The 22,668-nt window shown below is 54.3% G+C and carries 23 protein-coding genes and 1 tRNA gene; 10 read left to right on the top strand and 14 right to left on the bottom strand.

Annotated elements, in window-relative coordinates:
* Positions 1–3: 3 nt before the first annotated feature.
* Entirely contained in the window at positions 4–516 is a 513-nt protein-coding gene (locus L867_RS0118780) for a disulfide bond formation protein B (RefSeq protein ID WP_028738300.1), read from the bottom strand.
* Between the two features lie 14 nt (positions 517–530).
* Positions 531–1,121 carry a YqaA family protein gene (locus L867_RS0118775; protein WP_028738299.1) on the bottom strand — a complete coding sequence of 197 codons (591 nt, stop codon included), beginning with the start codon at positions 1,119–1,121 and terminating at the stop codon, positions 531–533.
* Between the two features lie 187 nt (positions 1,122–1,308).
* On the opposite strand from L867_RS0118775, the gene L867_RS0118770 reads away from it, so the two are divergent.
* A tRNA-Leu gene (locus L867_RS0118770) sits at positions 1,309–1,393 on the top strand.
* Between the two features lie 154 nt (positions 1,394–1,547).
* Here L867_RS0118770 and L867_RS0118765 read toward each other — a convergent pair.
* Both L867_RS0118765 and L867_RS0118760 read right to left on the bottom strand, forming a co-directional pair.
* The gene (locus tag L867_RS0118765; RefSeq protein WP_028738298.1) at positions 1,548–3,509 is read right to left on the bottom strand and encodes a tetratricopeptide repeat protein; all 1,962 of its coding nucleotides are present in this window, start codon (positions 3,507–3,509) and stop codon (positions 1,548–1,550) included.
* A gap of 246 nt (positions 3,510–3,755) precedes the next feature.
* A complete protein-coding gene (locus tag L867_RS0118760) occupies positions 3,756–4,685 on the bottom strand; it encodes a hypothetical protein (RefSeq protein ID WP_028738297.1) in 930 nt (309 codons plus the stop codon).
* 914 nt (positions 4,686–5,599) lie between these two features.
* On the opposite strand from L867_RS0118760, the gene L867_RS0118750 reads away from it, so the two are divergent.
* Both L867_RS0118750 and L867_RS27090 read left to right on the top strand, forming a co-directional pair.
* Positions 5,600–6,013 (top strand): MbcA/ParS/Xre antitoxin family protein, encoded by a 414-nt coding sequence (locus L867_RS0118750; protein ID WP_028738296.1) that lies wholly within the window; start codon positions 5,600–5,602, stop codon positions 6,011–6,013.
* Positions 6,007–6,705, top strand: coding sequence for an RES family NAD+ phosphorylase (locus L867_RS27090; RefSeq protein WP_084638634.1), 699 nt, complete (start codon positions 6,007–6,009; stop codon positions 6,703–6,705). The genes L867_RS0118750 and L867_RS27090 overlap by 7 nt, the downstream gene beginning before the upstream one ends.
* 235 nt (positions 6,706–6,940) lie before the next feature.
* Here L867_RS27090 and L867_RS27515 read toward each other — a convergent pair whose 3' ends face one another.
* Positions 6,941–7,165, bottom strand: coding sequence for a hypothetical protein (locus tag L867_RS27515; protein ID WP_156951576.1), 225 nt, complete (start codon positions 7,163–7,165; stop codon positions 6,941–6,943).
* Positions 7,166–7,313: 148 nt separating this feature from the next.
* Here L867_RS27515 and L867_RS27085 point away from each other — a divergent pair, with 148 nt between their 5' ends.
* The gene (locus L867_RS27085; protein ID WP_146086561.1) at positions 7,314–7,805 is read left to right on the top strand and encodes a PIN domain-containing protein; all 492 of its coding nucleotides are present in this window, start codon (positions 7,314–7,316) and stop codon (positions 7,803–7,805) included.
* A gap of 82 nt (positions 7,806–7,887) precedes the next feature.
* Here L867_RS27085 and L867_RS25740 read toward each other — a convergent pair whose 3' ends face one another.
* The 5 genes from L867_RS25740 to L867_RS0118720 form a co-directional block, all read right to left on the bottom strand.
* Positions 7,888–8,679: a hypothetical protein gene (locus L867_RS25740; RefSeq protein ID WP_037173863.1), complete on the bottom strand. Its 792-nt coding sequence runs from the start codon at positions 8,677–8,679 to the stop codon at positions 7,888–7,890.
* A 40-nt stretch (positions 8,680–8,719) separates the two neighbouring features.
* Positions 8,720–9,526, bottom strand: a complete 807-nt coding sequence (locus tag L867_RS0118735; protein ID WP_028738294.1) for a metallophosphoesterase — start codon at positions 9,524–9,526, stop codon at positions 8,720–8,722.
* Between the two features lie 74 nt (positions 9,527–9,600).
* A complete protein-coding gene (locus tag L867_RS25735; RefSeq protein WP_169734098.1) occupies positions 9,601–11,301 on the bottom strand; it encodes an AAA family ATPase in 1,701 nt (566 codons plus the stop codon).
* 264 nt (positions 11,302–11,565) lie between these two features.
* On the bottom strand, positions 11,566–12,162 hold the full coding sequence (locus L867_RS0118725) for a hypothetical protein (RefSeq protein WP_028738293.1): 597 nt from the start codon (positions 12,160–12,162) through the stop codon (positions 11,566–11,568).
* A gap of 168 nt (positions 12,163–12,330) precedes the next feature.
* Positions 12,331–12,561, bottom strand: coding sequence for a hypothetical protein (locus tag L867_RS0118720; protein WP_028738292.1), 231 nt, complete (start codon positions 12,559–12,561; stop codon positions 12,331–12,333).
* 279 nt (positions 12,562–12,840) lie between these two features.
* Between L867_RS0118720 and L867_RS0118715 the strand changes: the two genes are divergently transcribed.
* Together L867_RS0118715 and L867_RS0118710 are read left to right on the top strand one after the other, a co-directional pair.
* Complete coding sequence (locus tag L867_RS0118715) at positions 12,841–13,050, top strand: hypothetical protein (RefSeq protein WP_028738291.1); 210 nt, start codon at positions 12,841–12,843, stop codon at positions 13,048–13,050.
* 3 nt (positions 13,051–13,053) lie between these two features.
* Complete coding sequence (locus tag L867_RS0118710; protein ID WP_028738290.1) at positions 13,054–13,716, top strand: hypothetical protein; 663 nt, start codon at positions 13,054–13,056, stop codon at positions 13,714–13,716.
* Positions 13,717–13,834: 118 nt separating this feature from the next.
* On the opposite strand, the gene L867_RS0118705 is transcribed toward L867_RS0118710, so the two are convergent.
* Positions 13,835–14,893, bottom strand: coding sequence for an endonuclease/exonuclease/phosphatase family protein (locus tag L867_RS0118705; protein WP_028738289.1), 1,059 nt, complete (start codon positions 14,891–14,893; stop codon positions 13,835–13,837).
* 91 nt (positions 14,894–14,984) lie between these two features.
* Here L867_RS0118705 and L867_RS0118700 point away from each other — a divergent pair, with 91 nt between their 5' ends.
* The 4 genes from L867_RS0118700 (at position 14,985) to L867_RS0118685 (ending at position 19,284) form a co-directional block, all read left to right on the top strand.
* Entirely contained in the window at positions 14,985–15,812 is an 828-nt protein-coding gene (locus L867_RS0118700; RefSeq protein WP_051439091.1) for a hypothetical protein, read from the top strand.
* A 121-nt stretch (positions 15,813–15,933) separates the two neighbouring features.
* Positions 15,934–17,463, top strand: a complete 1,530-nt coding sequence (locus L867_RS0118695; RefSeq protein WP_028738287.1) for an AlbA family DNA-binding domain-containing protein — start codon at positions 15,934–15,936, stop codon at positions 17,461–17,463.
* 213 nt (positions 17,464–17,676) lie between these two features.
* Positions 17,677–18,360 (top strand): hypothetical protein, encoded by a 684-nt coding sequence (locus L867_RS26560; protein ID WP_051439090.1) that lies wholly within the window; start codon positions 17,677–17,679, stop codon positions 18,358–18,360.
* A gap of 228 nt (positions 18,361–18,588) precedes the next feature.
* Complete coding sequence (locus L867_RS0118685; protein ID WP_084638632.1) at positions 18,589–19,284, top strand: thermonuclease family protein; 696 nt, start codon at positions 18,589–18,591, stop codon at positions 19,282–19,284.
* 191 nt (positions 19,285–19,475) lie between these two features.
* Here the strand turns inward: L867_RS0118685 and L867_RS0118680 are convergent, their stop codons facing one another.
* Genes L867_RS0118680 through L867_RS0118670 form a run of 3 tightly spaced genes read right to left on the bottom strand, consistent with a single transcriptional unit; the run spans position 19,476 to position 22,668 of the window.
* On the bottom strand, positions 19,476–20,480 hold the full coding sequence (locus L867_RS0118680) for an OmpA family protein (protein ID WP_028738285.1): 1,005 nt from the start codon (positions 20,478–20,480) through the stop codon (positions 19,476–19,478).
* Positions 20,480–21,850, bottom strand: a complete 1,371-nt coding sequence (locus L867_RS25725; protein ID WP_051439089.1) for a hypothetical protein — start codon at positions 21,848–21,850, stop codon at positions 20,480–20,482. The genes L867_RS0118680 and L867_RS25725 overlap by 1 nt, the downstream gene beginning before the upstream one ends.
* Entirely contained in the window at positions 21,850–22,668 is an 819-nt protein-coding gene (locus L867_RS0118670; RefSeq protein WP_028738284.1) for a hypothetical protein, read from the bottom strand. Before L867_RS0118670 ends, L867_RS25725 begins: the two co-directional genes overlap by 1 nt.

Raw genomic sequence — 22,668 nt, 5'->3', positions numbered from 1 at the left:
GTCTCAGCCGCGCTTGCGGAACGTCGCCCAGAGCGCGATCGCGGCCAGCGCCGCACTCGTCAGCACGTTCCAGCCGGCAAAGGACAGGCCGAGCACGCGCAGTGTCGCCTCGGTGCAGGACGGCGCCTTGGTGGAATTCAGCGCTTCGAGCACGTTGACCGGGGCATCGCCGCCGGTCGCGCCGATCGTGCAGCTTGTCGGGCCTTCCCAGAATTTCCATTCGACGCCGGCGTGATAGGTGCCAAGACCGATGCTGACGATCATCAGCACGGCGATGACGCCGATCAGGCCGCGGGTGACTACGGGCGGCAGCTTGAAGACCGACGACAGGAGCGCCAGCGCACCGACGCCTATGCCGATATAGTAGGGATTGCGCTCCAGCAGGCAGAGCGCGCAGGGAATGTATCCGCCGATATGCTCGAAGCCGAGCGCCGAGCCGACGACGACCGCCATGCCGAGGGTGAGGACTGCGGCGATTGCGGTATCGGATTTTGCGAGGGAGGCGGGGAAACTCATGGACGGGTCCGATCTCAGTGCAGGAAATAGCGATAGGCGACGTATAGCACGATCAGCGCAGCCGCGCCGAAACCGGCGATCTGGCCGAGCCTGTTTTCGATGAAGTGGCGGATCGGCTCACCGTAGCGCTGCAGCAGCCAGGCGAGAAGCAGGAAGCGCGCGCCGCGGGCGACGATGGCCGAGACGATGAACAGCCAGATGTTGATATGGGCCACGCCGGACAGGATGGTCACCACCTTGATCGGCGGCAGATGCGACAGGCCCGAGGTGATCAGCAGCAGGACCACCATCTGGTAGTCGACGGCGGTGCGCAGCGCCTCGAAGGCCTCGAGCTTGCCGTAGAAGGCCAGGATCGGCTTGGCCACCGTCTCGAAGGCATAGTAGCCGAGGAACCAGCCGGCAATGCCGCCGAGCACGGAGGCGACCGTGGCGATCACCGCGTAGCGATAGGCCTTTTCCGGCTTGGCGAGGGCCATCGGCAGGAACAGCACGTCGGCCGGAACGAGGAAGATCGAGCTTTCGATGAAGGCGATGATCGCCAGCCATTTTTCCGCCGACTTGCGCGCGGCAAGCGACATGGTCCAGTCGTACAGTCGTCGCAGCATTCTTTCTTCCCTGCTTTGGCCGAGCGGTTGTAAGCAAGCGGCAGGCGGCTGTAAATGCCTTGCGCTGCGGCGCATCATCCCGTTCGCAAACATTCGCGTGAACGGCTTTAGGCGAAAAAAGGCGGTTGACCGCTTCGGCTTGCTTCGTATAGTCCGGCGCTGTCCTACCGACACAAGACGCTTCTGTGCCCCATTGGCGGAACTGGTAGACGCGCTCGACTCAAAATCGAGTTCCGAAAGGAGTGCTGGTTCGATTCCGGCATGGGGCACCAGTCACCTGAGTATTTACGATTCCATCGTCTTAAGTCTCTGTGGTGCGGCCCCTAACGAATTTCCCTGGAGCCGGTCTTAGGGGGCGGATGCCCCGTAACAACTTTCTCCATGTGATTTCGCTGACGAGTTTCAGAATATCGAGAGAGCTGCTGTTCAGTCTCTCAAGAACCCCGGTTCACTCTGCAACTTAATCGCCAGTTCATGATCAGGAAATTTTTCGACGGCCGTTCGCCAAGTTTTTCGCGCGGCTTTGGCCGCCCCAGCATTCCAAAATACTCCTCCGAGATTGAACCAGGCCAAATCGTACTCGGGGTCAAGAGCAATGGCCTTTTGGTAAGAGGAAATAGCCCCGTCATCTTGACCTGCCTGTTCGTAAGCTACAGCAAGCTGAAACCAGCTCATGGCGTCCGGCTGCACGCGTTCGGCCTGCTCCTTCAAAATCGAGATTGCCTCTACGCCGCGATTAAGGAAGTTCAGGGCTGTCCCTAAACAATATCCGTATTCCACTCCTCCAAGGTCGTATGCGTGATGAAAACACCTCGCGGCTTCATCCCATTGACCATCTATTTGTGCGAAGTGACCAAGACGATCCCAAAGGAAAGGAGCTTGGCTTGCGTCAGCTGTGGCAATAAGAGGCTCGAAGTCCCTGCGGAAACGGTTATATTCGACTCCGATGTCGACGCCGTTCATCTTGAGATAGACCTGAGCAAGCAGGAGCTGTGAGTAAGCAAAATCGTTGTCCGGATGGACCTTTCTAAACCGGTGCCAAAAATCAAGGCTTGGTTGAGCGCTCTCGATTGAGGTCAGGCCGAAACTGGCAACCTGCCGTGCTGTCCACGGCCATATCCAATCTTGTGTGCCAGCGTGCGCTAATAAGGAATTAATCTCTCGAAATGCCGCTTTGTTCTGACGAAGATTAAAGTAGCAGTTGATCCTCCAACCTAGGGTTGATGAACTTTTGGAAATCCTACCATCATCGAAAACAACATTATCGAAGTGGTCGAGCGCCTTTTCGTAAATTCCTTGCTGCACGTAATGCACACCAAGCGCATGATGAGCCTCTGCAAGTGTCGGAGCAAGCTTCAGTGCATCCTCAAAATGCCGTGCGGCCTTATCTCGTTCGCCGAGCTTAAAGTAGCTGCTGCCCATATTCTTGAGACATTGAGCCACCAGTTCCCGATCATCTACAGTGTCTAAGTGCCCAAGCGCTTTGACGTAAGACGATATGGCCGCCTCCTCGTCTCGAAGCGCCGTTTGGCCATTGCCGATTGTAAAATGCAGTCCTCCCTTTTCGAAACGGCCGGTATCGATCAGTCGATTGAAAAAATCGATTGCACAAGAAATCCGCTTTGCGTCTTCATGACCCGACATGCCAAGATTGATCTCGGCCATGCAGCAGAAGCGCATGGCATCATGGTTCGAGCCCAGAACCGCTTCGAACCGATGAATTGCAGCGGAAATTATCTCTTCTTTGTTGTTATAGTAAAGGCCTTCCAGAAGCGCGGCAGCTCGACTTTGATCCTCCGGCACATGAATTTCGGGCAGACCAGAGCCAACGATCTTTCCAAGGTCCTCGGCGCGACTGGCCGTCAGGCTGAACCGATAATCACGTGATGCATTGGACTGCAATCTGGCCAGGCTTGCGATAGAATTGAGAGCCTCGTGATCCAAGACTTTTGAAAACCGGACACTGATCGTGTCTTGCTCAGTCCAGCTTTTACCACTGTGGCTATACCCGGTAATGACTGAATCAACCGGCGCAAAGAGGAGTCGGTCTGACGGAAGATGGTAGCAGACATAAAACGAGTACCTCTGCACCATGAGGTAGTTTAGATTACTGCGTTCGACCCCAATTGTTATCGATCCATCGCTGTTTGCATTTTTCGTCGTACCCTTCAGCTGAACGTGAACTCTGACGTTGGTTGCCGAACCGTTCTCTAAAGCCTCCAGCTGATAGTCGGTACCGAAATCCTTGGTGTCTGGAGTTTGAATAAAAAACGATTCGGAATCATCGACGAAGCTTCGGAACACCCGCTGTGCTCGCCTCTCGATCTCGTTGTTTGTATCTCGCTTCGGAAGATCGTTTAGATGCTCAAAATCCGATTTATCGGCCATGCCTGCTCGCAACATCGATAGGGGAATCAGACTACTTGTTTTATGGGCACATTGAACAGGCCGTTTCCGCTGGTCAAATGCTGCCCGGCAACACAACCATGACTGCGACTTTCAAAGACCAATCTTGACGTCGTCAACAAGGAATACGAGGCAAAACCGCTCAGCAAAATAGCTGCTAGCCCTGAGCAAAATTTTGCTGACTCTCCCAGCGACCGCCCACCTTTTGAGATTTTAGCGATTAATCCGCTAAATCCGAAAGCCAACTGGTTCAGCCCCCCAATCGGGTTCCGAAAGCTCTGGAACCGGTCCGATGTTTCGCCCGACAAACTGCACGGCAGGAAAGCCGTTTTCCAACAGATACTGTTCGGCGTTCTCATCGCCGTTCAACGCCTTCCGCAACTGCCTTTCCGAAGCCCCGTCGAAGTAACCCAGTTCCAAGTCGCGTCCCACTTGGCCGAGGTAAATCATCGATCTGACGAGGAGATCATAGGCAGCGCGATAAACCTTCAATGGTGCAGTTAGAACCTGAGATTCATCCGCCAATCCGTTTTGCGCCATACTTGCGAAGCCCTGTTGAACGCTGTTGTTGTGCTTGATCTCGAACCGAACGAAGTCCGAGTTTCGCTTAAGCGTTTGGGCGATTGGCCGGTTGAAGGCGAGCGCTCCGAATTCTGGATCGCTGAATACGAGCGCAATTTGGAATGTGCTGACTTCGTCTTCGCCGACCTCATCGTCAACTTGTGTGACGTAAGCGCCTTCGAAATAGAGGTCCTGATCGTGATCTACGATGAGCGCTTTTTGGCGGCCGAAATGGATGTAGATGGTTTCATCGCCAGGGAGCGCCAGATTGCGCAGGCTGAAGACCGAGATGTCGTTCTTGGGTAGCTTCGGGATCAAAGCCGATACGTCGAAGATTGAGCACTCGTCGGTGTGCAAGACGGGCTCCGCTATCATTTCAAAGACCCTGATTCGACCTCGCATGTCTGCGATTTGTTCGTCGGTTGCGCCCGACATCTCAGCGGTCTGCACCCAGCGAGCTATAGCGGCGCGCTGGCGGGCCAGCTTGAGATCGGACAATTGGATGCTTTTCTCAACGGTAGCGTTTGCCTGGGCTGAGCGTTCGTGCGCCACCGCCGAGATAAACATGACGCGAGCAGGGTGTGGTAGGAAATCCATTGATCGTCCTTTCGGTTGTCCAAGGATTTAGTCAGCCTTTGCAAGTGACAACGTCCGGAAGAGCAGGTGTTCAACAGAGACAAGCAGCAAGGTTCCGGCTGATCTTACGACGCTACGTGTACCTGCCCTTAGTGACTCGTTATTCAGGCATTGTAGCCGAGGTGCCAAACTGGAAACTATGGTTACGACCATCTTGGTTTGGGTGAGGTCGTGGCTTCAATTTCCACCCGCAGCACCGTTTGGCGTGGCTTCAACGAATATCTAGGGCCTTTTTGGTGGTGTCGCCCCAAAGGTTTGTCCCTACGGCAGGCATCTACGGCCAAAAGTGCCGTTATCGCTGGCCCCGAACGAAATCATGGCCAACTTTCAGTTCGGCCATCCTCCTTACCTTCCAAACCCAAACGTTTGGGAGCCCCAGTCAGGTTGATCCAGTTTCGCGATAGGCTTGATGTTTCGACCGACATAGAGACCTTGGAGAAGGCAACAGAACGAGGGTCCATCACCAAGACGGACGGGACGTTCTTCGCATTTCGTGGCGTGGTTCGCCGCTTCGCGTTCATTTCGCTGATCAGACACCATCACTGGTGAAGGTGCTGAAACAGCATGACTTCAAGAACGATTGGAATCCCGAGATTTCTGTTCGTTTCAGCATTACCATTACGCATACCGGCCCCGTGTGAGAGTTTTCCGGCATTAAATGCCACAGCCATTCCTCAACGAATGGACGGCACGCGACCTATGCGGCCGTCCATTCGATTCGAAGCAGTTGCTGAGTAGAAGGCTGACGGCCCCGAAGCCTCAAGGTTATATTGCAAGGCCACCGATTGCTCTTCGGAGGGACGCGGTCCAGAGAGAGAATATCAATTGCCAATTGGCAAAAATGTGGTATCTTTCTGCCAGAAAGAGAGGAAGCCATGCAGCTCCAACCTATTTCCTCGACTCCGTTCAACAGCGCATCGCCTGAAATCACCGATGTCGAAGCAGAGGCGCTCGCTCGCACAACGGTGAACCTGTTCAACGCTTGGAAGCTGACAGACGCGCAGGCTTGCACCTTGCTCGGTGGTTTATCAGCACGCACTTGGGCACGGTGGAAAGAAGGCAACGCAGGACGTGTCAATCGAGACCTGAAAATGCGGATGGCTCACTTGATGGGTATCCACAAGGGGGTGCGGCACCTGTTTAAAGATGCGACAAGAGGATATGACTGGATCAAAGCGCCTAATGCGGCTTTTGGTGGCAAGTCGGCGCTAGACATAATGCTTGGAGGCGAGCTTGCTGATCTTGCCGTTATGCGTGAATGGCTCGATGCGGAGCGAAGCGCGTGGTAAGTGGACTTGCTGTCCGTTCCCACGTCCAATGGTCTAATACCTATCGCATCATTCGTTCGATTTATCCACCCATCGATCTGTTCGAGGACATCGCCGACCCCCGCGACTGGGAGGCGCTTGTCGCAGTGGAGGCGAAAACGAATCCGCGAATTCGTTTTGAGGTGGGCGATCTGGGGAAGGTGCCCGCGCATCGTCGAGTTTCAGGCCCTGGCGCGAGCTATGTGATGGCCCCATTTGTCCACTGCTCAACCGGGCGGCCGGGACGCTTCACGGACGGAAGCTATGGTATCTACTATGCAGGCGACAGTGAAGAAGTCGCAGTCGCCGAGACAATACATCACCATCAGAAGTTCATGAGTTCAACGCCCCAGCCCCCGGGGTGGACGTCGGACTTTCGCGTCTTGGTGGGCAGTATAGACCGGGCACTAGACGACGTGAACAAGGTGCCTGACGTCCTGCACCCGGACGACTACACCGCTTCCCAGGTGGAAGGACGTGGACTTCGGGCAGCGGGAAGCGATGGCCTCTTGTGGAACAGTGTTCGAATGCCTGGTCGACGTTGTATCGGCATCTTCTGGCCGGACGCCATAACCATTCCTGTTCAAGGGCGGCACTACTGTTATCACTGGAACGGCACGCGGGTAGATTTCGTGCGCCAGTACGACACCGGGGCAGTACTAGCGGTATCATAGCGGGTGGGTCATCTTGTGGCATTTGCTCTATAAGGCCGGAGTTTTCCAACAAGGGTCGAATCTTGTCATCCAGTGGAAGGGGTACCGGGGGCAGTTCCAGTCCGTGAGGTAAGCTGCGTCGAAGAGGGCGTGATTGTTTCTGACTTCAAAGGATATGAAGGGCAGAGCTTATTTCAGTTCGAAAATGGCCACATTGACAAGCCACGCGATGGATGGCGTCGGTACTTTGGGGGGATTATTCAGGTATTGGCCCCCCACGAGCCAGGAAATCCCTCGCCTCATTTGTCATCTGTGATCTTGCAATCTTAATCACATACTCATGGCCACTATCGTTGACCTTAAGCGCCCCAGTGGCTCGCAACCGCTCAAAGAAACGCCTTAGCTCTCCGTCTTTCGGAATGGCGACGATGTCGGTTGATATCCCGTCTTGCTCTCTGGGATTTCTATCTTCTTCACTCATAACTCTCTCCCATAAGAGGTGGCTCGAAACGCAACCCCGAGGGAATAACGCCCGTTAATCGCCTGTTAACCATTATTGCCGACGTTGCTCGCATTTGAATTGAGCGGGCATTTCCATGACGACCGGATACTTACTCGATACATGCGTCTTGAGCGAAACCAGCAAGGTAAAGCCAAATCCGCACGTCCTGCAGTTCATAAAAGATGCGCCTAACCTCGTTATCCCAGCGGCTGCTATCGTCGAGTTTCAACAGGGGATCATGCAGCTTTGTTCTCGTGACCCCGTCAAAGCCGTTAGACTGACCACCTGGTACCAAGGGCTTATCGCCACTGGCATGCCCATCCTGGAGACAGGAAAGGATGTTGCCGAGGTATGGGGAAATTTGGCTGCCGATCCCAGGCTCCGCAATCTCATGGTATCTCATCCGGGGGCGAAAAGAATTCGTTTCGGGCAAGACCTCCATATCGCGGCAGCGGCTCTGGTGAGTCAATTGCCGATTGCAACCTTCAATATCAAAGACTTCCTGCTGATCAATAGTTGCTACCCCCTTCCGGGCATTTATAATCCCCAAGACGACACGTGGCATGCTCGGTCAGTCATGTCTCATCCTCTAGCAGAGCGAGCTAGCGCTTCTCCATAAGATAGCTCACCTTAGAACTTTCTCCACATGTACGTTAGCTGCGTCACCAGCATCGCTCGCGAGATGTTTCGGTTTCTCCTGCTTAGCGGCCAATACGCGACCTGAGCCTCCGCACGGGTAGCGACTCCACATATTGAACTTCCCGGTCGGCGGTGTATGGCAGTTCGATCCCCCACGCCCGCATTCGTGTGACGGCTTCTTTCGAAGAAATGCCAAGTCGGATCGTAACGATCCGCAGGCTAATGGCTCCCGTCGACCACCCTTGCAGGACCGTCCGCTCATATTCCGGATGTTCCGGCTTAAAATGACCATTGTCCCCGTTTCGGAAAAGATCGATGGCCTTCAGAATGCAACAAACGGCCTCTTCGTCAGACATGTAACCGGCTTCGAAACCCGTCACAGACGGCCAAGACTCCTCGTGCCACCATCTCGGTGATCGCGTCTGCCGTTCGTTGCCGCCCAGTTCGAAACTCCAGTAACTTCCGCGCGCACGAAAATAGAAGTGATGTCCGTCTAACCTTCCCTCTGCCTGCACGGGCGTCCAGCCTGAGAGGTGGTACAGTTCAAAATCCCTGAGCCATTCCAGGGCCCCTCGGGTATCAGTTGAGAGATGCAACCGTTGAAGGTCGAAGGGAGCGTCTGCCGGATCGTCGAACTCCAGGCCGAAACCAGCGTTGGCCATGGCGCGGAAAAACTCCAACACCCTGCCTGCCTCCCTGGGCGGGCCCCAAATGTCGTCATTGCGAATGTAGCCCGCCTTGTCGGCGAGTTGCTCGACCTCACGCTTGTCTTCCGCCGACATCTTCTTGAAGGTGATCGCGTATGTGCAAGAGCCGTTGCTCCACAGTGGCTTCAGAACCAGTTTGCTGGACATTTCGATTTACTCCCTTGGGTACTGTCACGTGCGTTCGGGTTCAAAGCTCGATCACGAACCCGGGGCGATATCCGTTTTTGCCGCGCTCGTGCCGATAGCCGAGCGGGTTGCAGATCACCCGCGTGTGCCCTTCGACGTAATCGTGGAACTGATGGATGTGGCCGTGAATCCAGATATCCGGCTGCCCATTTCGGATGACGTCAGTGAGATCGCTGGCAAAAGCAGCGTTGGTAGGGTCACCTTGATACTGCTTGATCAGTGATCGTGGAGACGGCGCATGGTGCGTTAGAACGACGGTCTTGCCGGTCCAAGACTTTGCCATTTCCGCAGAGATGAAAGCCTTACTCTCTGCATGCCTGGCGATAATCTCGCGGCTAGTGATGAGCCGGGGCATTCCCTCACGAAACGGAGGCGAGCCGTAGATTTCGCGAAAATCGAGCATGCTTCTTCGGCAGAAGTACACGGCGGCCTCGGCACGATCAGGAAGCTGCAACTCATCGTCGATGCCCCACGGAACCTGATAGTCAGTCCAGAGCGTCGCGCCGATAATCCTGACGTGATCGATTTCGAGCGTGTCGTTTTCCAGTAGATGGATGCTGCAATTGTCCGTGTCCTCGCGCGCTGCCGATAGGGCACCATTGATGGTGTTCCCGTAATAGTCGTGGTTCCCAAGCACCACGACGACCGGCATTGTCGGAGCGATCCTCCGCTTCAGGAATTCGAGGCCGAATGCAAAAAAGCCAGAAATGTCGCCCGCGCAGACGCAGATGTCGGCTGGAGGGACGTCAATTTCTGCTGTCATATCGGCGTGCGTGACGTGCATGTCACTGATGATCCATGCTTTCATGGCTGTTACCTTCAAGGATGTGGGGAAGAGGCGCAGGATGCGACGCATCATTGGCCGTAAAGGAGTGCGAAGCTTCAGGCCAAAGTCGCTATGCGTGTGGGCGCATCGAGTTTAGCCGCCATCTTTGTGACCTGATCAGCAGAAACTTTGCCCTTCGCCTCCAGCTCGTCGGCAATAGCCTCAACGAGTTTCAGCTGGCTGCGGATAATGTGCTTTGCCCGCTCGAATTCGATCCGGAGTACATCGTCCACCCAGATCGCGACACCAGCGTCGTGAAGTCGAAGAGTCTCAAGGTCGCGGTCGCTCTTCGCCAGGCTGTGACGAAGGCGATTACCCATGCCCATACCGCTGTGCAAAACCGTGGCGATACGGGTTGCCTGGGCGAGATCAGAGTTCGGGCCTGCACCAGCTCCGTCACTCACTGCCCCAAGGAGAACCTGCTCGGCGGCAATCCCCGCCAGCAACACCGCAATTCGATCCCTGTAGGTTTGGACGGTGCGGTATCCGACGTTAGGTACCTCGAAGTATGCCCCGCCACCCGGCACCGTCTCACTGTCGTTACGTGTATGATCGATGATCATAGCACCGTAGAACTTGCCATGATCAAGCGCGATGACCGCAACTGTGTGGCCTGCCTCATGCACCGCAAGCGCGCGCCGCAATTCGCCTGTGATCGCTACCATTTCTGGTAAAGATTTCACAATGTCAGCCACCGCAACATCACGTTTGGCCCGTCGGGCAATACGCTTGGCATCTCGGGCCACCTTCGCGAGATCAGCTCCGGAAAACCCATTGGTGGCTGCCATCAGCCTCGGATGCTGTTTCCTTGGCAGTGTTTGACCGAGTTGTTGCTGAAGGATGGCGATCCTGTCTGTCGCAGTTGGGAGGGGAATAGCAACATGTCTGTTCAGTCGCCCGGGTCGCAAAATAGCAGGATCGATACGATCCAGAGCATTGGTTGCTCCGATCACGACCACGCCTTCACGCCCATCGAGCCCATCTAGATGTTCGAGAAAGCCGTTCACCACCTGCGTGCTGTAGTCTTTGTTATCCGCCGAGAAGGAATTGCGGTCGCCAAAACTGTCCAACTCGTCGCAGAACAGAATACAGGGCGTACTTTCCTTCGCCTTGTCAAAATCACTTCTCATGGCCTTCAGCAGGTCACCAAGGTGTCCTCTTGCCTGCCATCTAGCCAAGGATGTCGCAATGATCGGTACATCGCATTGTCGGGCAAGCGCGGCGGCAAACTGCGTCTTCCCGACGCCTGGCGGTCCTGACAGAACGATCCCGGTATCGACTTCCGACCAATCGATCTTACCTCGCTGCCAATCGATCAGGTCCTGAGCAAGCTCCAAGCCCCATTCCTTTGCTGCTCCGTAGCCGAACATATCCTGCAAAGGCGGATGGCTTTTCCTCTTGTCCCTTGACTGCCTGACATCGAGCGCGGCTGCCTCTGCCAGCCGCGTCAACGCATTCTTGATGGGACGACCTCGCCGCAACGCGGCCCAAACATGCGGCAGCGGGTAAGACATCGCGGCTTCCGCTTCGCAGGGAGTGACGTCGATCTGATAGGCGATCCGGCAGCCGATCCGAAAGTCCATTGTCGAGATCGACGGAATGTCGACTTCGACATCCACGCCCAGCATGACCTGGATTGGGACTTCAGCGCCCTGTTCCCTGAAAATGAGAAGGCGGCGTTTGCGGCTGCAGTCACCTTCCAATCTCTTGATGATGGTCCTTGGCCTATCGTCCGCCGCGATCATCACGTATGCCATGTCGTCTCGATCCGCAGACAGCCGAAGCAAGAGGCTAGCGGCGCATGCATCGTAGTCCTCGCCAGATCGGTCTGACGGAACGTTCAGCAGAACCACGCAGTCGTGGCCTCCGATGAAATCAGGAGCCTTCCTGAGGGCACGTCGAAGCGTGCAGTACAACGCGGCGTCCTGTGGCGTCTTAAGTGAATGCTTTGTCATAGGCACAGTTATCCTCCTCGCGGCCTGAGGCGCGAACTTTCGAACAGGGAATGTTGTGTGATTGGCTTAGCCGCGATAGCGGCGAACAACGGTCTCGGGTCCGATGAGCGCAGTATCGAGATCGATCTCGATCAAACGCCCGACGACCATATTGGCGAGGCCACGTATCGGCTTGGTTTCTTGGAAAACGGTAAGGCTCTCGGCCAAGGTTAGGTAAGATTGCTCATCCAGTACGGACAGCAATCTTACCCGATCCCCCAAACTGACTTCACCACCCGAGCATTGAAGCAGGTCTTTGCAATTCTTCAGACGGATCGGATCAATGTCTCCGCCCGACATTGTCCGGTACGTGAACCCTTCACGGGTGACAGCTTCCGAAACCCACAGAGGTGGGCGGCGCTGCCCAACAGCATCGATCACCAAGACATCAGACTGACGTTCGGCGACGAAATCGGGAGAGTAGGTATCAAACCCATGCCGTAGCTGCAGAGACCGGCAGTTCCAGCTCGAAATTTCGTCCTCGAATTCCAACAAGCACGCCACATCACGCGCCAATTGATCCCTGGCGATGAAGCGGCCCACGCAACGGCTAAATTTGGGCTGGGAGAGGACGGCTTGCGACGTACGGGACGTCTTGCCAGACGGCAACGACTGGATACTCATCTACACAACTCGAATATACACGCAATGGACGACAGCCTCTCGCGAGGCGGTGGATCAGCGGGATATTCGTATGGTGTGTAGGATCGCGTTCATCATGGCAAGAACGAATAGAGAACAATGTCGGGCGCGTCAACGGTTTTTTTGGACGAGGCGACACCGACCGTCAGTTTATGGCCTAACAGAGTTCGCCAGAGCCTCGTTCAATTCAGCCATGGTCAGACTTCTCACATGCTCTGCGCTATAGCGGAGCACGCCATCATCCACCTTTAACGCGGTCCTGATGTCCGTGCTTGGCTGCAGCTTCAGCCGCCCCAGCATCGCACCGGTCGCCGGGTCCGAAAGGCTAATGCCAATGATTGCGCTCTGTATCGCGTTCAAAATTGGGTCGGCCATTTGCATCTTTTTCTCCGGTCTGATCTGTAAATTGAACCGATGCCAAGATCGAGTTGAGATTGGCAGAAGCTTACAGCGGTTCGGCGCTGTAACTGCGAGCGTTATCCACAGAGAAGGCGGGTTGTTGACATACTCAGCGTACAGAGATCATTGCCTATTTACGAAACAGGAAACAATCTGTTGCATCATGCGTTGGTAAGTTGCATCATCTACAAGCACGAGTCGCGACCTTGACGCCGAGTTAAATCGATGCTAGGCCGCGCCGAATCAATAAGGCCACGAATCATGAGACTGTTCCCGGTATCCGATTTTATTCGCGCCTACGAGGCCGCGAAGAAGGACGCAACTGACAGAATTATAAAGCGTCAGTCGCGCGGCAGCATCCATGCGCAAAACGGTTGGTATATGAGTGCCGCGAAATTGCTTTCGAAATCGCGTGAGGCCGATAAGCACATGCGCTCCATCAGGCAGGCAATGAAACGGGCCTGTTATTAATCCATGTCCACACAAGATATTGTTGACGAAGCCCTTCTGGAGCTTTGCGCGAAGTGGAATGCTGCTGAGAAAGCTATTAAAATTGCTGAGCAGGTAAATGGCGAGATTGTAAATCCCGCCATTTATGAGCTGAGATACGCGGGTCGCCGCGTTGTGGAAGCATTAGCGAAGAAAGAAGACTTTGCGGGAGCGAAGAAACTTCTTGACGACGCCATCTTTGATTGTTGCCGCGCGAGGCATGATGCTATTGATGCAGCCACCTCGAAAATCACCGCCGACATTGACAATGCACTCGAAAAACTTGGACCGGAGAACGTCCTAAAGTATTTTCCGGCCTGCACCGATCTAATCGCTGAACTTGTGGTAACTCGCGAAAAGATTGCGGTTTCTAGAGAAAATCGAGAGAATCGAGACGCGATCTACGACACCCTCGAAGCCACAAATTTTGAGAAAATCGTTTCCATTCACGGCAGTTTCAGGTCGAGCGAAGACCTAATTATTGAAGCAGCACGCAAGGACAGACGCAACAACAAACTTTCTCAGTGGCTCGGGATCGTCGGTGCTGTTGGAGTGATCTTGACGATCATTTTTGGCATATATCCAATGATTTCTGAAAAATCGACGGCTGCTATTGTGGAGCCGAATAAAACCGAAGTCAGCGAGTAAATTTCGTCGCGAATTGGACTGCAGTGAAAATTTCAGCTCTTGACCATTATAACCAATCCCCTCCAAACCTGATTTGAACACCAATTTTGTTGAAGGCCACAGCCAGTCAGGCCATCCTCTAAACATTCGAATTGAGTATCATTACTATCGGGCAGTGATCACTCGGGTCGGCTCTTCCGAACGTCAGTAGCTGCGTTCCGAATGGATTCGACGAGCCATCGCATTTCATGAGTACGCTCCCGGGATCGCCGAACGAATAGAAGGCATCCATCTCCACTTGGTCGGCGTCAGCTGCCACACTATTGCGAAGCCCAGAGACAATGAAGAAGTCTATGGCTCCGAATTGGGTCGGGGTATAAATCCGGGGCTCCAGGCCGCCTTGATAGGCGCTTGGATTGTTGACCAGCGCTTGCTCTTTCAAGGCAGCGAAATCGAACTGATATCCCTTCCAACATGCCCGTTTGTCCATTGCGGGGAACAACTCAGCATTTGCACCGAGCCGAGCCACGACATCCGGGGCTTTAAACAGAAGGCGATTGAAGTCACCGGCCAAGATAACCGCATCACCTTCTGGCCTGTCGGCGATCCAACGTTCGAGAATGTCGAACTGGGCCCCATTCACCGCGCAATCGTCCTTCAAATCGTCATCGTTCGATGTTCCCTCCTTGCACGCCGATTTGAGATGGATCGAGGGTATCCAGATTTTCTGGCCGTTGAATTCGACAACAGCTATCGGGCTCCCGCGAACGTGGCGTGGCGGAGTGCAGCACTCATCGTCGTGGAGGATTGAAAGCTCGTCCAGTTGTTGGATGGTCACTCGGTCCTTGATCGATTTCCGCACAGCGACGGCCGTGTAAATGTCGTCATTGTCGAACCGGCATCGCTGGTCATTCCCCATGCAGCGCGTCTCGAAATAGACATCATAGTCCGCGCCAACGGCTCGTTCGGCACCGGGAATGCTACCGATCTCTTGCAAAGCGATGATGTCTGCATCTAAAGAACGGATTACCGAATTGATGTGTGCGTAGACCTCCGCACTTCTTGCATGGCCTCGGAGGGCCTGTTCTGGTTGCGACGCTAAGTTGGCGATATTCCAGGACGCAATCCGAAGGTTTTCAGCTGATGCGGGCGTAACGTGAAGCAATGCGATAGCTACAGCGGCGGTCAAAGTCTTCATGATTGTCCCCTCTGAGTGATGGCCTCGATTGATTGCATTCCGAACGCAATAATTACATAAAGTAGCAATTATTCAATTGCCGGAGGCCTGCTTGAAGAGCATCTTTTATTTCGTTGTCGTCACTGTAGTGGCCGTGGTGACGAGCCAGATTGGCGTTGCCGCTGCTGCGGTTTTCGAAATGAAGATGTTCGGGCATCATGTCGTCGTTCTGCAACGAGACTTTGAACAGGTGCTATCAATCGACGGCCGTGAAGTGTTGAAGGATGCGATACTCCACATTGAGGATATCCACCTGATTTCGGGAACGCCCGCGATTGTCGGATCATCTTCTGCAGGCGGAAATGCCTGTGACGCAGCTCCCTTTGTCTTGTCGTTCCCACTGGATGCAAACCCTAGGGTGGATGGCCCGATTGAGAGTTGCCGCCCGGTGCAAATGGTTGTTCTGGCCGATGAGCTTACCTTCTCGACGACAGCACTGCCGAACTCGCCGGGTGAAACGTGGACATGGACGCCCGCAAGCGGTTTTGCGAAATCGGGAGATCGGGATTTCGTTGCCGATACATCAAAAGGTTGGTCCGAGCTTCGGGAGAAGACCGTTTCTCACCCTGGTGAGCTTTTGTCATTCGGTGAGGTCGCGGCACAGATCAACGACCTCTTGGGCGCTGAAAAAGACGCCTATTCCGAAATTATCCTGGGAGTTGGGTCTGGCTCATTTGATGGCGACTACTTCGTCGGCTCGGCTTGTACCCGTCACCTGTGCCACGAAGAGGAAGCTCTGCTGGTTGCCTCGATCCAGCAAAAGCAGGTGTTCCTGGCCTGGAAGCCATCGCGTGAAAAGATTGTGGTTCGTCCATCCGTGAAGCAGTGGCCAGATAGGGCGAAGGCTGCGCTGCGGGAATGGGCCGCGAAATGGAAGTAGTGCTCGCAGACCATTGAGCCCTTGTAATGCCTCTACGCTTTATCGATACGACTGGTAGCAACATATTCGCCTTCGATACTTCTTCGGGCGAATTTCACTACGAAACGAGTTGGAACTGCAAATGTCTGTCTTGACCGATGTTCTGCAAATGGAGGAGGACCTGCGGCATCGCAGCGAAAAGCTGAATGTTGAATTCAAAGCCTGGATGGATATCTCGAAATCGAACAAAGAAGGCCAGGCAAAGCTTGCCCGGCACATCGCGGCAGTTGCCAATCACGGCGGCGGTCGACTTTATTTTGGGGTTGATGACGATGGGAACCCTCAGTCGCTTTCTGAAGCCCTTCCTCTGGAGCACTTCCGTTCTGACGCGATCCATAATTTGCTGAAAAACCGGCTGGAGCCCCCCTTACAGTGCGAGGTTCGTTTCACCGAGTTCACCAACGGGGTCACTTACCCGGTCGTGCACATTCCCTCCCACGGCGCGGTTCCAATTGGTGCCAAAGACGAAAACAGCTTCATGCATGTCTATGTGCGGAATGTCGGCCCAGAATCAGTGAAAATATCGAGCTATCAGCAGTGGGACATCATCCTGAAGCGGTGCATGCGATTCCGGGATGTTGAAGCCGTTCAAACGCGTGAGGAGGACGAACTCACGCGCACCCAGGCAATGACGAAGGCCATCACAGAATCTGTGACCGCCTCCGTTCTGAAAGTCCTCGCCGAAAAAATGAACCTAGCACCTGCCGCTGGACCGACCGTTGATTGGGTAACAATAGATGCACTCACGGAAAGTGCGCGTCGGGAATTTATCGCGCAGATCAATGCCTTCGACTTCGGCACCACTGAAACCGATCAGCAGGTCCGAGAGATTGCTGGCAAACACGTCGTCTCAGGATATGCGCTTTTGGATGCCGCAAGCAACTTCCTCACGCTTGAGCGTCCGCATAAGCTGCTCAAAATTGCCAGTGAAGAAATGAACCACGTTGCATCTTTTGGCTGGCACGACTTCATTGTGTTGACCAATTCTGATGTGTCACCTCGTACTGGACTGTGGAACATCGACGGTAAGGATTTTACCGGGGTTGAGGGTATGCGGGTCGACAGCAGGACCGTCTATTTTGGTGAGTACGACTATTGGCGCGCTCATGGGAATTCCGTCTTCGTCACGGCCAAGAGTTACAGAGAGGATTATCATCGCCTTAAGGGTCGAGTTGGTCATTCATTTCTCACGTCTGTTAACATTTTCATCAGGATGCACTGCTTGCTGGCTCATGCCGCGATTACGACGGCCAATGTTCCTGATGCTGCAAAGATTGCGCTGTTCACCGATCATCGAGGACTGAAGGACCGCATCCTTGGCTGGGGCATGGACTACGGCCTGCGTGTGCATACGCATCTCAAGGCGGTCGAAGACAGGTACTTTAGTAGGCTGGTAGTCCATCGAGCCGAGTTGTTGGAGGACTATTTTGGCACGCTGAAGCGTCTTTGTGTGCCGATCCTGGACGTTTGGGGTGGGGCCAGCTTTGATCCTGAAGAATGGTTCACAAGGGAAAATGTCGAGCAGATCATCTCAGGGCTAAGGAAAGAAGGAAGCACCGTCCGGCTATTGGACCAGGAAGCGCAGACGCGGCATCCCTCTAACGCCGGATGATTCACTTTTGTCAGCAATATTAATCGTAGTCTTATTGTTCTTCGCCTATGTTTTCGATGCCCGAGGAAAGAGTTTTTGACGGAGTTGCTCCGCGCGTTTTTCCAACTCAGCACCCCCACTTGATCGGAGACTCGTTTGCTAAAAGCTTCAGCGCTTTCTCCTGTGTTGTTTCTTGAGGCCTCACTGACAGAGCGAGAGCTTCAAGCTTCCCCCATGTGCATCAACACCATGAAGCTCCTACGATATGCGGAGCAGCATGGTGGCATTCAGATCACGAAACTCGGCAACTTCTACAGGAAGTGCGTTGAGTGGGCTGCCGAGGAATTTCAGTGGCCTGGATATGAACCGGCGGAGCTTTACGCTGTAAACAAAGTCCTGAATGAGCCGGATTTTCCACCACTCTTCCTGATCCACGAAATCCTGCTGCACACTCGGCTGATCCGGCATTATAAGGGGCAAGCAAAGCTGACCAGAGCGGGAACCGCCATGATCGGGCGCTATGGCGACCTGCAGGTTGTCCTGACAGAATACATGCTGCGCTCCCCAATAGGCGACGATCCTCAGGCCAGCTCGTTGTTCTGGAACCTGGAACATATCATGAGCGGCATCAGCAATCGGATGGGCGACTGGATTACTGTCGCAGAATTTTCGGAACTAGTCATTCCGGTGGACCTGTTTCCTTCACGTGGAAGCATTAGCGGTCGCTTTGAAGCCTGCCTGTTCGTGGCGCACGAGATTGTGCGGCCAATGAATTGGCTTGGGCTCGTCGATGATGCGCACCTCAAGCAGAAGCCCCACGTTCGGCTCGAAGAGCGCCTGATCCGAAAAACGGCTCTGTTCGACCGGTTCGTCCGGTTGATCGTTCCCACGGCCGATGGGGGAAAGCACATACTTTAGGTTGCTGTACGGTGGTTTTTTCTCTCCATCGGGCAAAGGTCAAGCGACTGGATGAATTTGCTGTCGGCGAAACGTACCCATCGCCCCCACGTTCATAGGCCATTTCCTATGGGGAATTAATTGTTGATATAGCCTGAATCGGAGAGATTCCGCTTTAAAAGCCAAACATCTCAGGATGATGCCAGTAGTCACCTACATAGAAAATATTGATCTGGAACTGGATTTTTGATGATCGTGAAGTTTTCAAAATCAAAAGTATATATCTTTGCGCTCATCCAAGTATTCTCGTATTATGTCACTTCAAGCAATATTGCGAATGCCGATACAGTTCCAGTCAGAGTGGTCGATGGAGATACACTTGAAGTCGGTGGCATCAAATATCGTCTCCACGGCATCGACGCACCTGAAGCCGGTCAGAAGTGTAAGGCAGAGAACGGCGGGAGCTGGCAATGCGGTCAGGCCGCTATCGCCCAAATGGAAAAATTGGTCGCAGGTCGTATGGTTTTCTGCGACGACCGGGGAAGTGACGGCTATGGCCGAATTATCGGCGTTTGCAAGGCCGACGGCAAAGACCTGAACGAAGAGATGGTGTCACTGGGCTTGGCCTGGTCTTTTCGGAAATATTCGACTGACTACACGGGCCTTGAGAACGAAGCGCGTCAACGTCACCTTGGAATTTGGCAAGCCGACACGGTGACAGCCTGGGATTATCGTGCGGAACGATGGAACGAGGCTGAGCAGGATTCTCCAACCAAAGGGTGCCCTATCAAGGGCAATATCTCGGGCAATGGGCACATCTACCACACTCCTTGGTCACCTTGGTACAAGCGCACGAAGGTCAATGTGAACAAGGGTGAACGGTGGTTTTGCACCGAGGCCGAGGCCATCGAAGCTGGATGGCGAGCACCCTATTGGGGTAAGTAGTTCAGGCAGTCTCCACGACTTAACTCCTGAGATAGCAAAGCGACCGATACAATTGACTTGCCGGACGCGAGACTTGGCTTGTCCCGTTGCAAATCGCTTTCCTTCATCTGCAATTCTCCAGTCTGACCGATATTCCGATCTCATCCGGCAGCCTCCAACGACGGAATGAGGGTCACAAGACCAACAATGCGCTATAGCGGCGTAGCAGGGGCCTCCTTTCGACGGATGCGGATTTCGATCCTCCGCCTGCTTTCCACGTCACCAGCCTGGCCTGTTGTCATGGTATCGCCAGGTAAAACGAGTTGCGCACCAGACATCGGAAGGATGGATGCACCGGCGAGTTTTGGATCGCTCTTTAAGACCTTCGCCACAGCGATGGCACGTGCCATGCCAAGCCCTGCATTGTCAGCCGGTATAATCGCTGTAACCGGCTTCCTGCCATCGACAACATCGATGACGGACTGGTCGAAGTTGGAACCGGTGCGTGAAATCGGTTGCTCATCTGTGTGTCCAATAACCTCGATGATGTCGACCTGATATCGCTCCAGACTTTCCGCAATCTGATCCGTAATTGAACCGCTTAACTTTGCCTCGAACTCAGGGGCGAGTTCGGCACTGCCAGAACGGAAGAAATAACCACCGGCCTCACTGAGATTGATAATCGGTGGCCATTCATGCGGTTTGGACGTGTCTCGCGCCACCTCAACAGCCAGAAGCTGGTCGAGGCGATGCTGGAGCGCTGCAATGTCTTTTAACGGCAATCCGGCCTTCTCCAGGACCTCGACCATCCGCTTCAATTCCGCGATCTGGTCAGGGCTCAGTCCCTGTTCCTTGTAACGCCCAAGAGCGTCACGGGCATCTACTAGTTCTCGCCATTCCTTCTCGATCTCGGTCGCCTGTGAAGCAGACCCTGTTATCGCGGCTATCCGGGCTAACAATGCATCTACCTGCTTTTCCAGGTCGGACTTCTTCCGCAGTTCAGACGCGAGATCGTCTTTCACAGTTTTTAATTCAGCCTGAACGCTCTCCAATTTTCGAAGTGCATCTTCCGTCTTTTGACGTTCGGCCGAAATGATGGCGGCCGCGACCAGAAGGAGGCAAAACACGAGGAGCAACATTGACTCAGCCATCGTCAGTCCGAGAATGAGACCCCGATTATACCCCTTCTGTTCCGATTTGGCGGCAGGCTCGTTCATTATTGCCACCGCAGGAATCGTCTGATCCCGGATGGCTCATCTGTGGGCTCCCTGCCAGAAACGGATGCCGTGGTCGGGGCTGAGGACGGTAATGGTGCTGCAGCACCGTCGCCAGATGACGTGGGTGTCTCGATATCGGTCGAAGCGGCGTTGCCGTTGTAAATAGCCGCAACTGGCTCCGGATTGAGGCCAAGCGATAGTTGCGGACTTACGGGCTGCGAGTACACAGGCAGCGTTCGCTCCGGCTGCGGTATGGGTGGCTTGGAGAGGTCAGCGATCTTCTTGTTCAGGGCTTCAACCGATCCCTTGATGTCCCGTGCTGCCTCCTGGATTGGCGTCAGGCTTCTCGTGAGCTGTTCTGGAAGACGCTGTACCGGTTCAAGCGCTGCCGTGAACAATTGCGGTAGGCCTCCGAGCGCCTTGACGACATCGGCGATCTGCTTGGCCTGTTCATCACCGCGCATAGCGCTCGCTTCCTGCGCTTTTTTCTGCTGGGCTCCCATTTCCCGCAATGCGTCAATTGCGGGCCTCATCTCCAGCTTCAACATTTCATCTGGAGGCGTCATCTTGCTTATGGTATCCGACATCGACTTGATGGATGCCTCGAAACCGTCGACCAGCCCCGCGATACGCTGGGATGTCCCCAACAAGTCATTGGCTGCTTTGTCAGCTGAGGCATTAAGCACAGCGGATCGATCTTCAAACACCTTCAGATTCTGTTGGCTGATATCAGCCAATTTCGCCGATGCCTCTTCGATTGGTTTGATCGATTCCCGAGACAATGTCTCGATGGCGGATTGGATTGCGGCACCGGTCTTTTCCGCCTGAGTCGCAATCTCTTCAAAACCTTCAAGCAGCATCTGGCTGCTTGTACGCCGATAGCTGGAAAATTCACGGGCCGATGAATCGAGTTCTGAACGAACTCGACGGGTCATTTCGGCCAGTTCATGACGAACGGATCGCTCGATATCGACGGGGTCACGGCGCATCTGATTGAACAATATGCGGAAAGCGATACCGCAGATGGTCGACGAAACGGCGATGCCGAAGTTGCGTACGATCTCATCGATAGAAGCAGCACCTGTGAAACGGTATAGGGATACGCCCAAGCTGGAGAGCGTGAACAGGAACCCCATGTAGTAGAGATTGTCGCCAGCCTGCTCGTTATGAAGCCGCATACCGTTGAAGACCAGCGAGATCGCAAGGTAGATCACCATAGTGGCTACGGGTACCGCAGTGACCAGGTAGATATTCCATCCCAACAGCTTTGCCGACCAGATAAAAATGATGCCAACAAAGGTTAGCAAGCCGAACAAAGCCATTGGGCCATGCTGCGCCAGCCACGTCGAAGTCTTTTCTGCCATCTTCATTATTCGACCCCTTGCAGCTGGATGAAGCGTGTGGAACTTGCCCCATTGGCTTTCAGCCACCTTGCCCAGAACACGGAGAGATCGGTTGCTGAGAAAGACGCCCCAGGCCGGGCGAACTCCCAGACTTCCACAGCAACGTTGTCGAGCGGTGTCCGGAACTCCTGGGGCGCAGACGAGGCTTCGAACTTGTCATACGCAATACCCGTTCTATACATCGAGAAGATCGACGTGTGCTCGATCATGTCGGACGCAACGATCAGGCGTTTTGGCAGTTTGGCATAGTCGTGCATTCCGAAGGCTTCCAGGTTGATGGTCTGGATGCCTCCAAGGATCGGAGACTGATCGCCAGAGTTACCGGTGCCGATACGTTCGGCAATCTGTTGTAGGGGAGCGTCAAAGCCATCTTCCCATCGCTTCTGAACGAAACGGGGATTGCTGATCAACTCGTCGGCCTGCTCCCCGCTGCCCGGATTGCATCGGATGAATACCCGGTTCAGTTTTCCGGCCTTATCCGTCAACTCATAGATGACGATCTGCCCGCCGACAGGAATGTTGTCCTTCAGCTCCTCAAACCGGTTTCGCAGGTCTTTCTCGGTGACCGGCGAGATGGGGTCGCTAACATCAATGAGTACGGCTGTGATCGAGGTTGGGCTTGTTACTGGGCAAAGTGTCGTTTCATCAAGGACGACCTGGTTGTTGGCTTTGAAATAGAGAAATCCAAAACCGCCTGCAATTGCCACCGTAAGTACCAACAACAAGATGCCAAGCACGATGGCCCCGGTAGACCCGTTCGTCTTGCGTCGTCTGCGTCGAGCCAT

Origin of the sequence: Paenirhizobium selenitireducens ATCC BAA-1503 (genome assembly GCF_000518785.1) — a bacterium.
In the GTDB taxonomy this organism is placed as follows: Bacteria; Pseudomonadota; Alphaproteobacteria; order Rhizobiales; family Rhizobiaceae; genus Allorhizobium; species Allorhizobium selenitireducens.
This window is presented reverse-complemented; position numbering and strand designations above follow the sequence as displayed.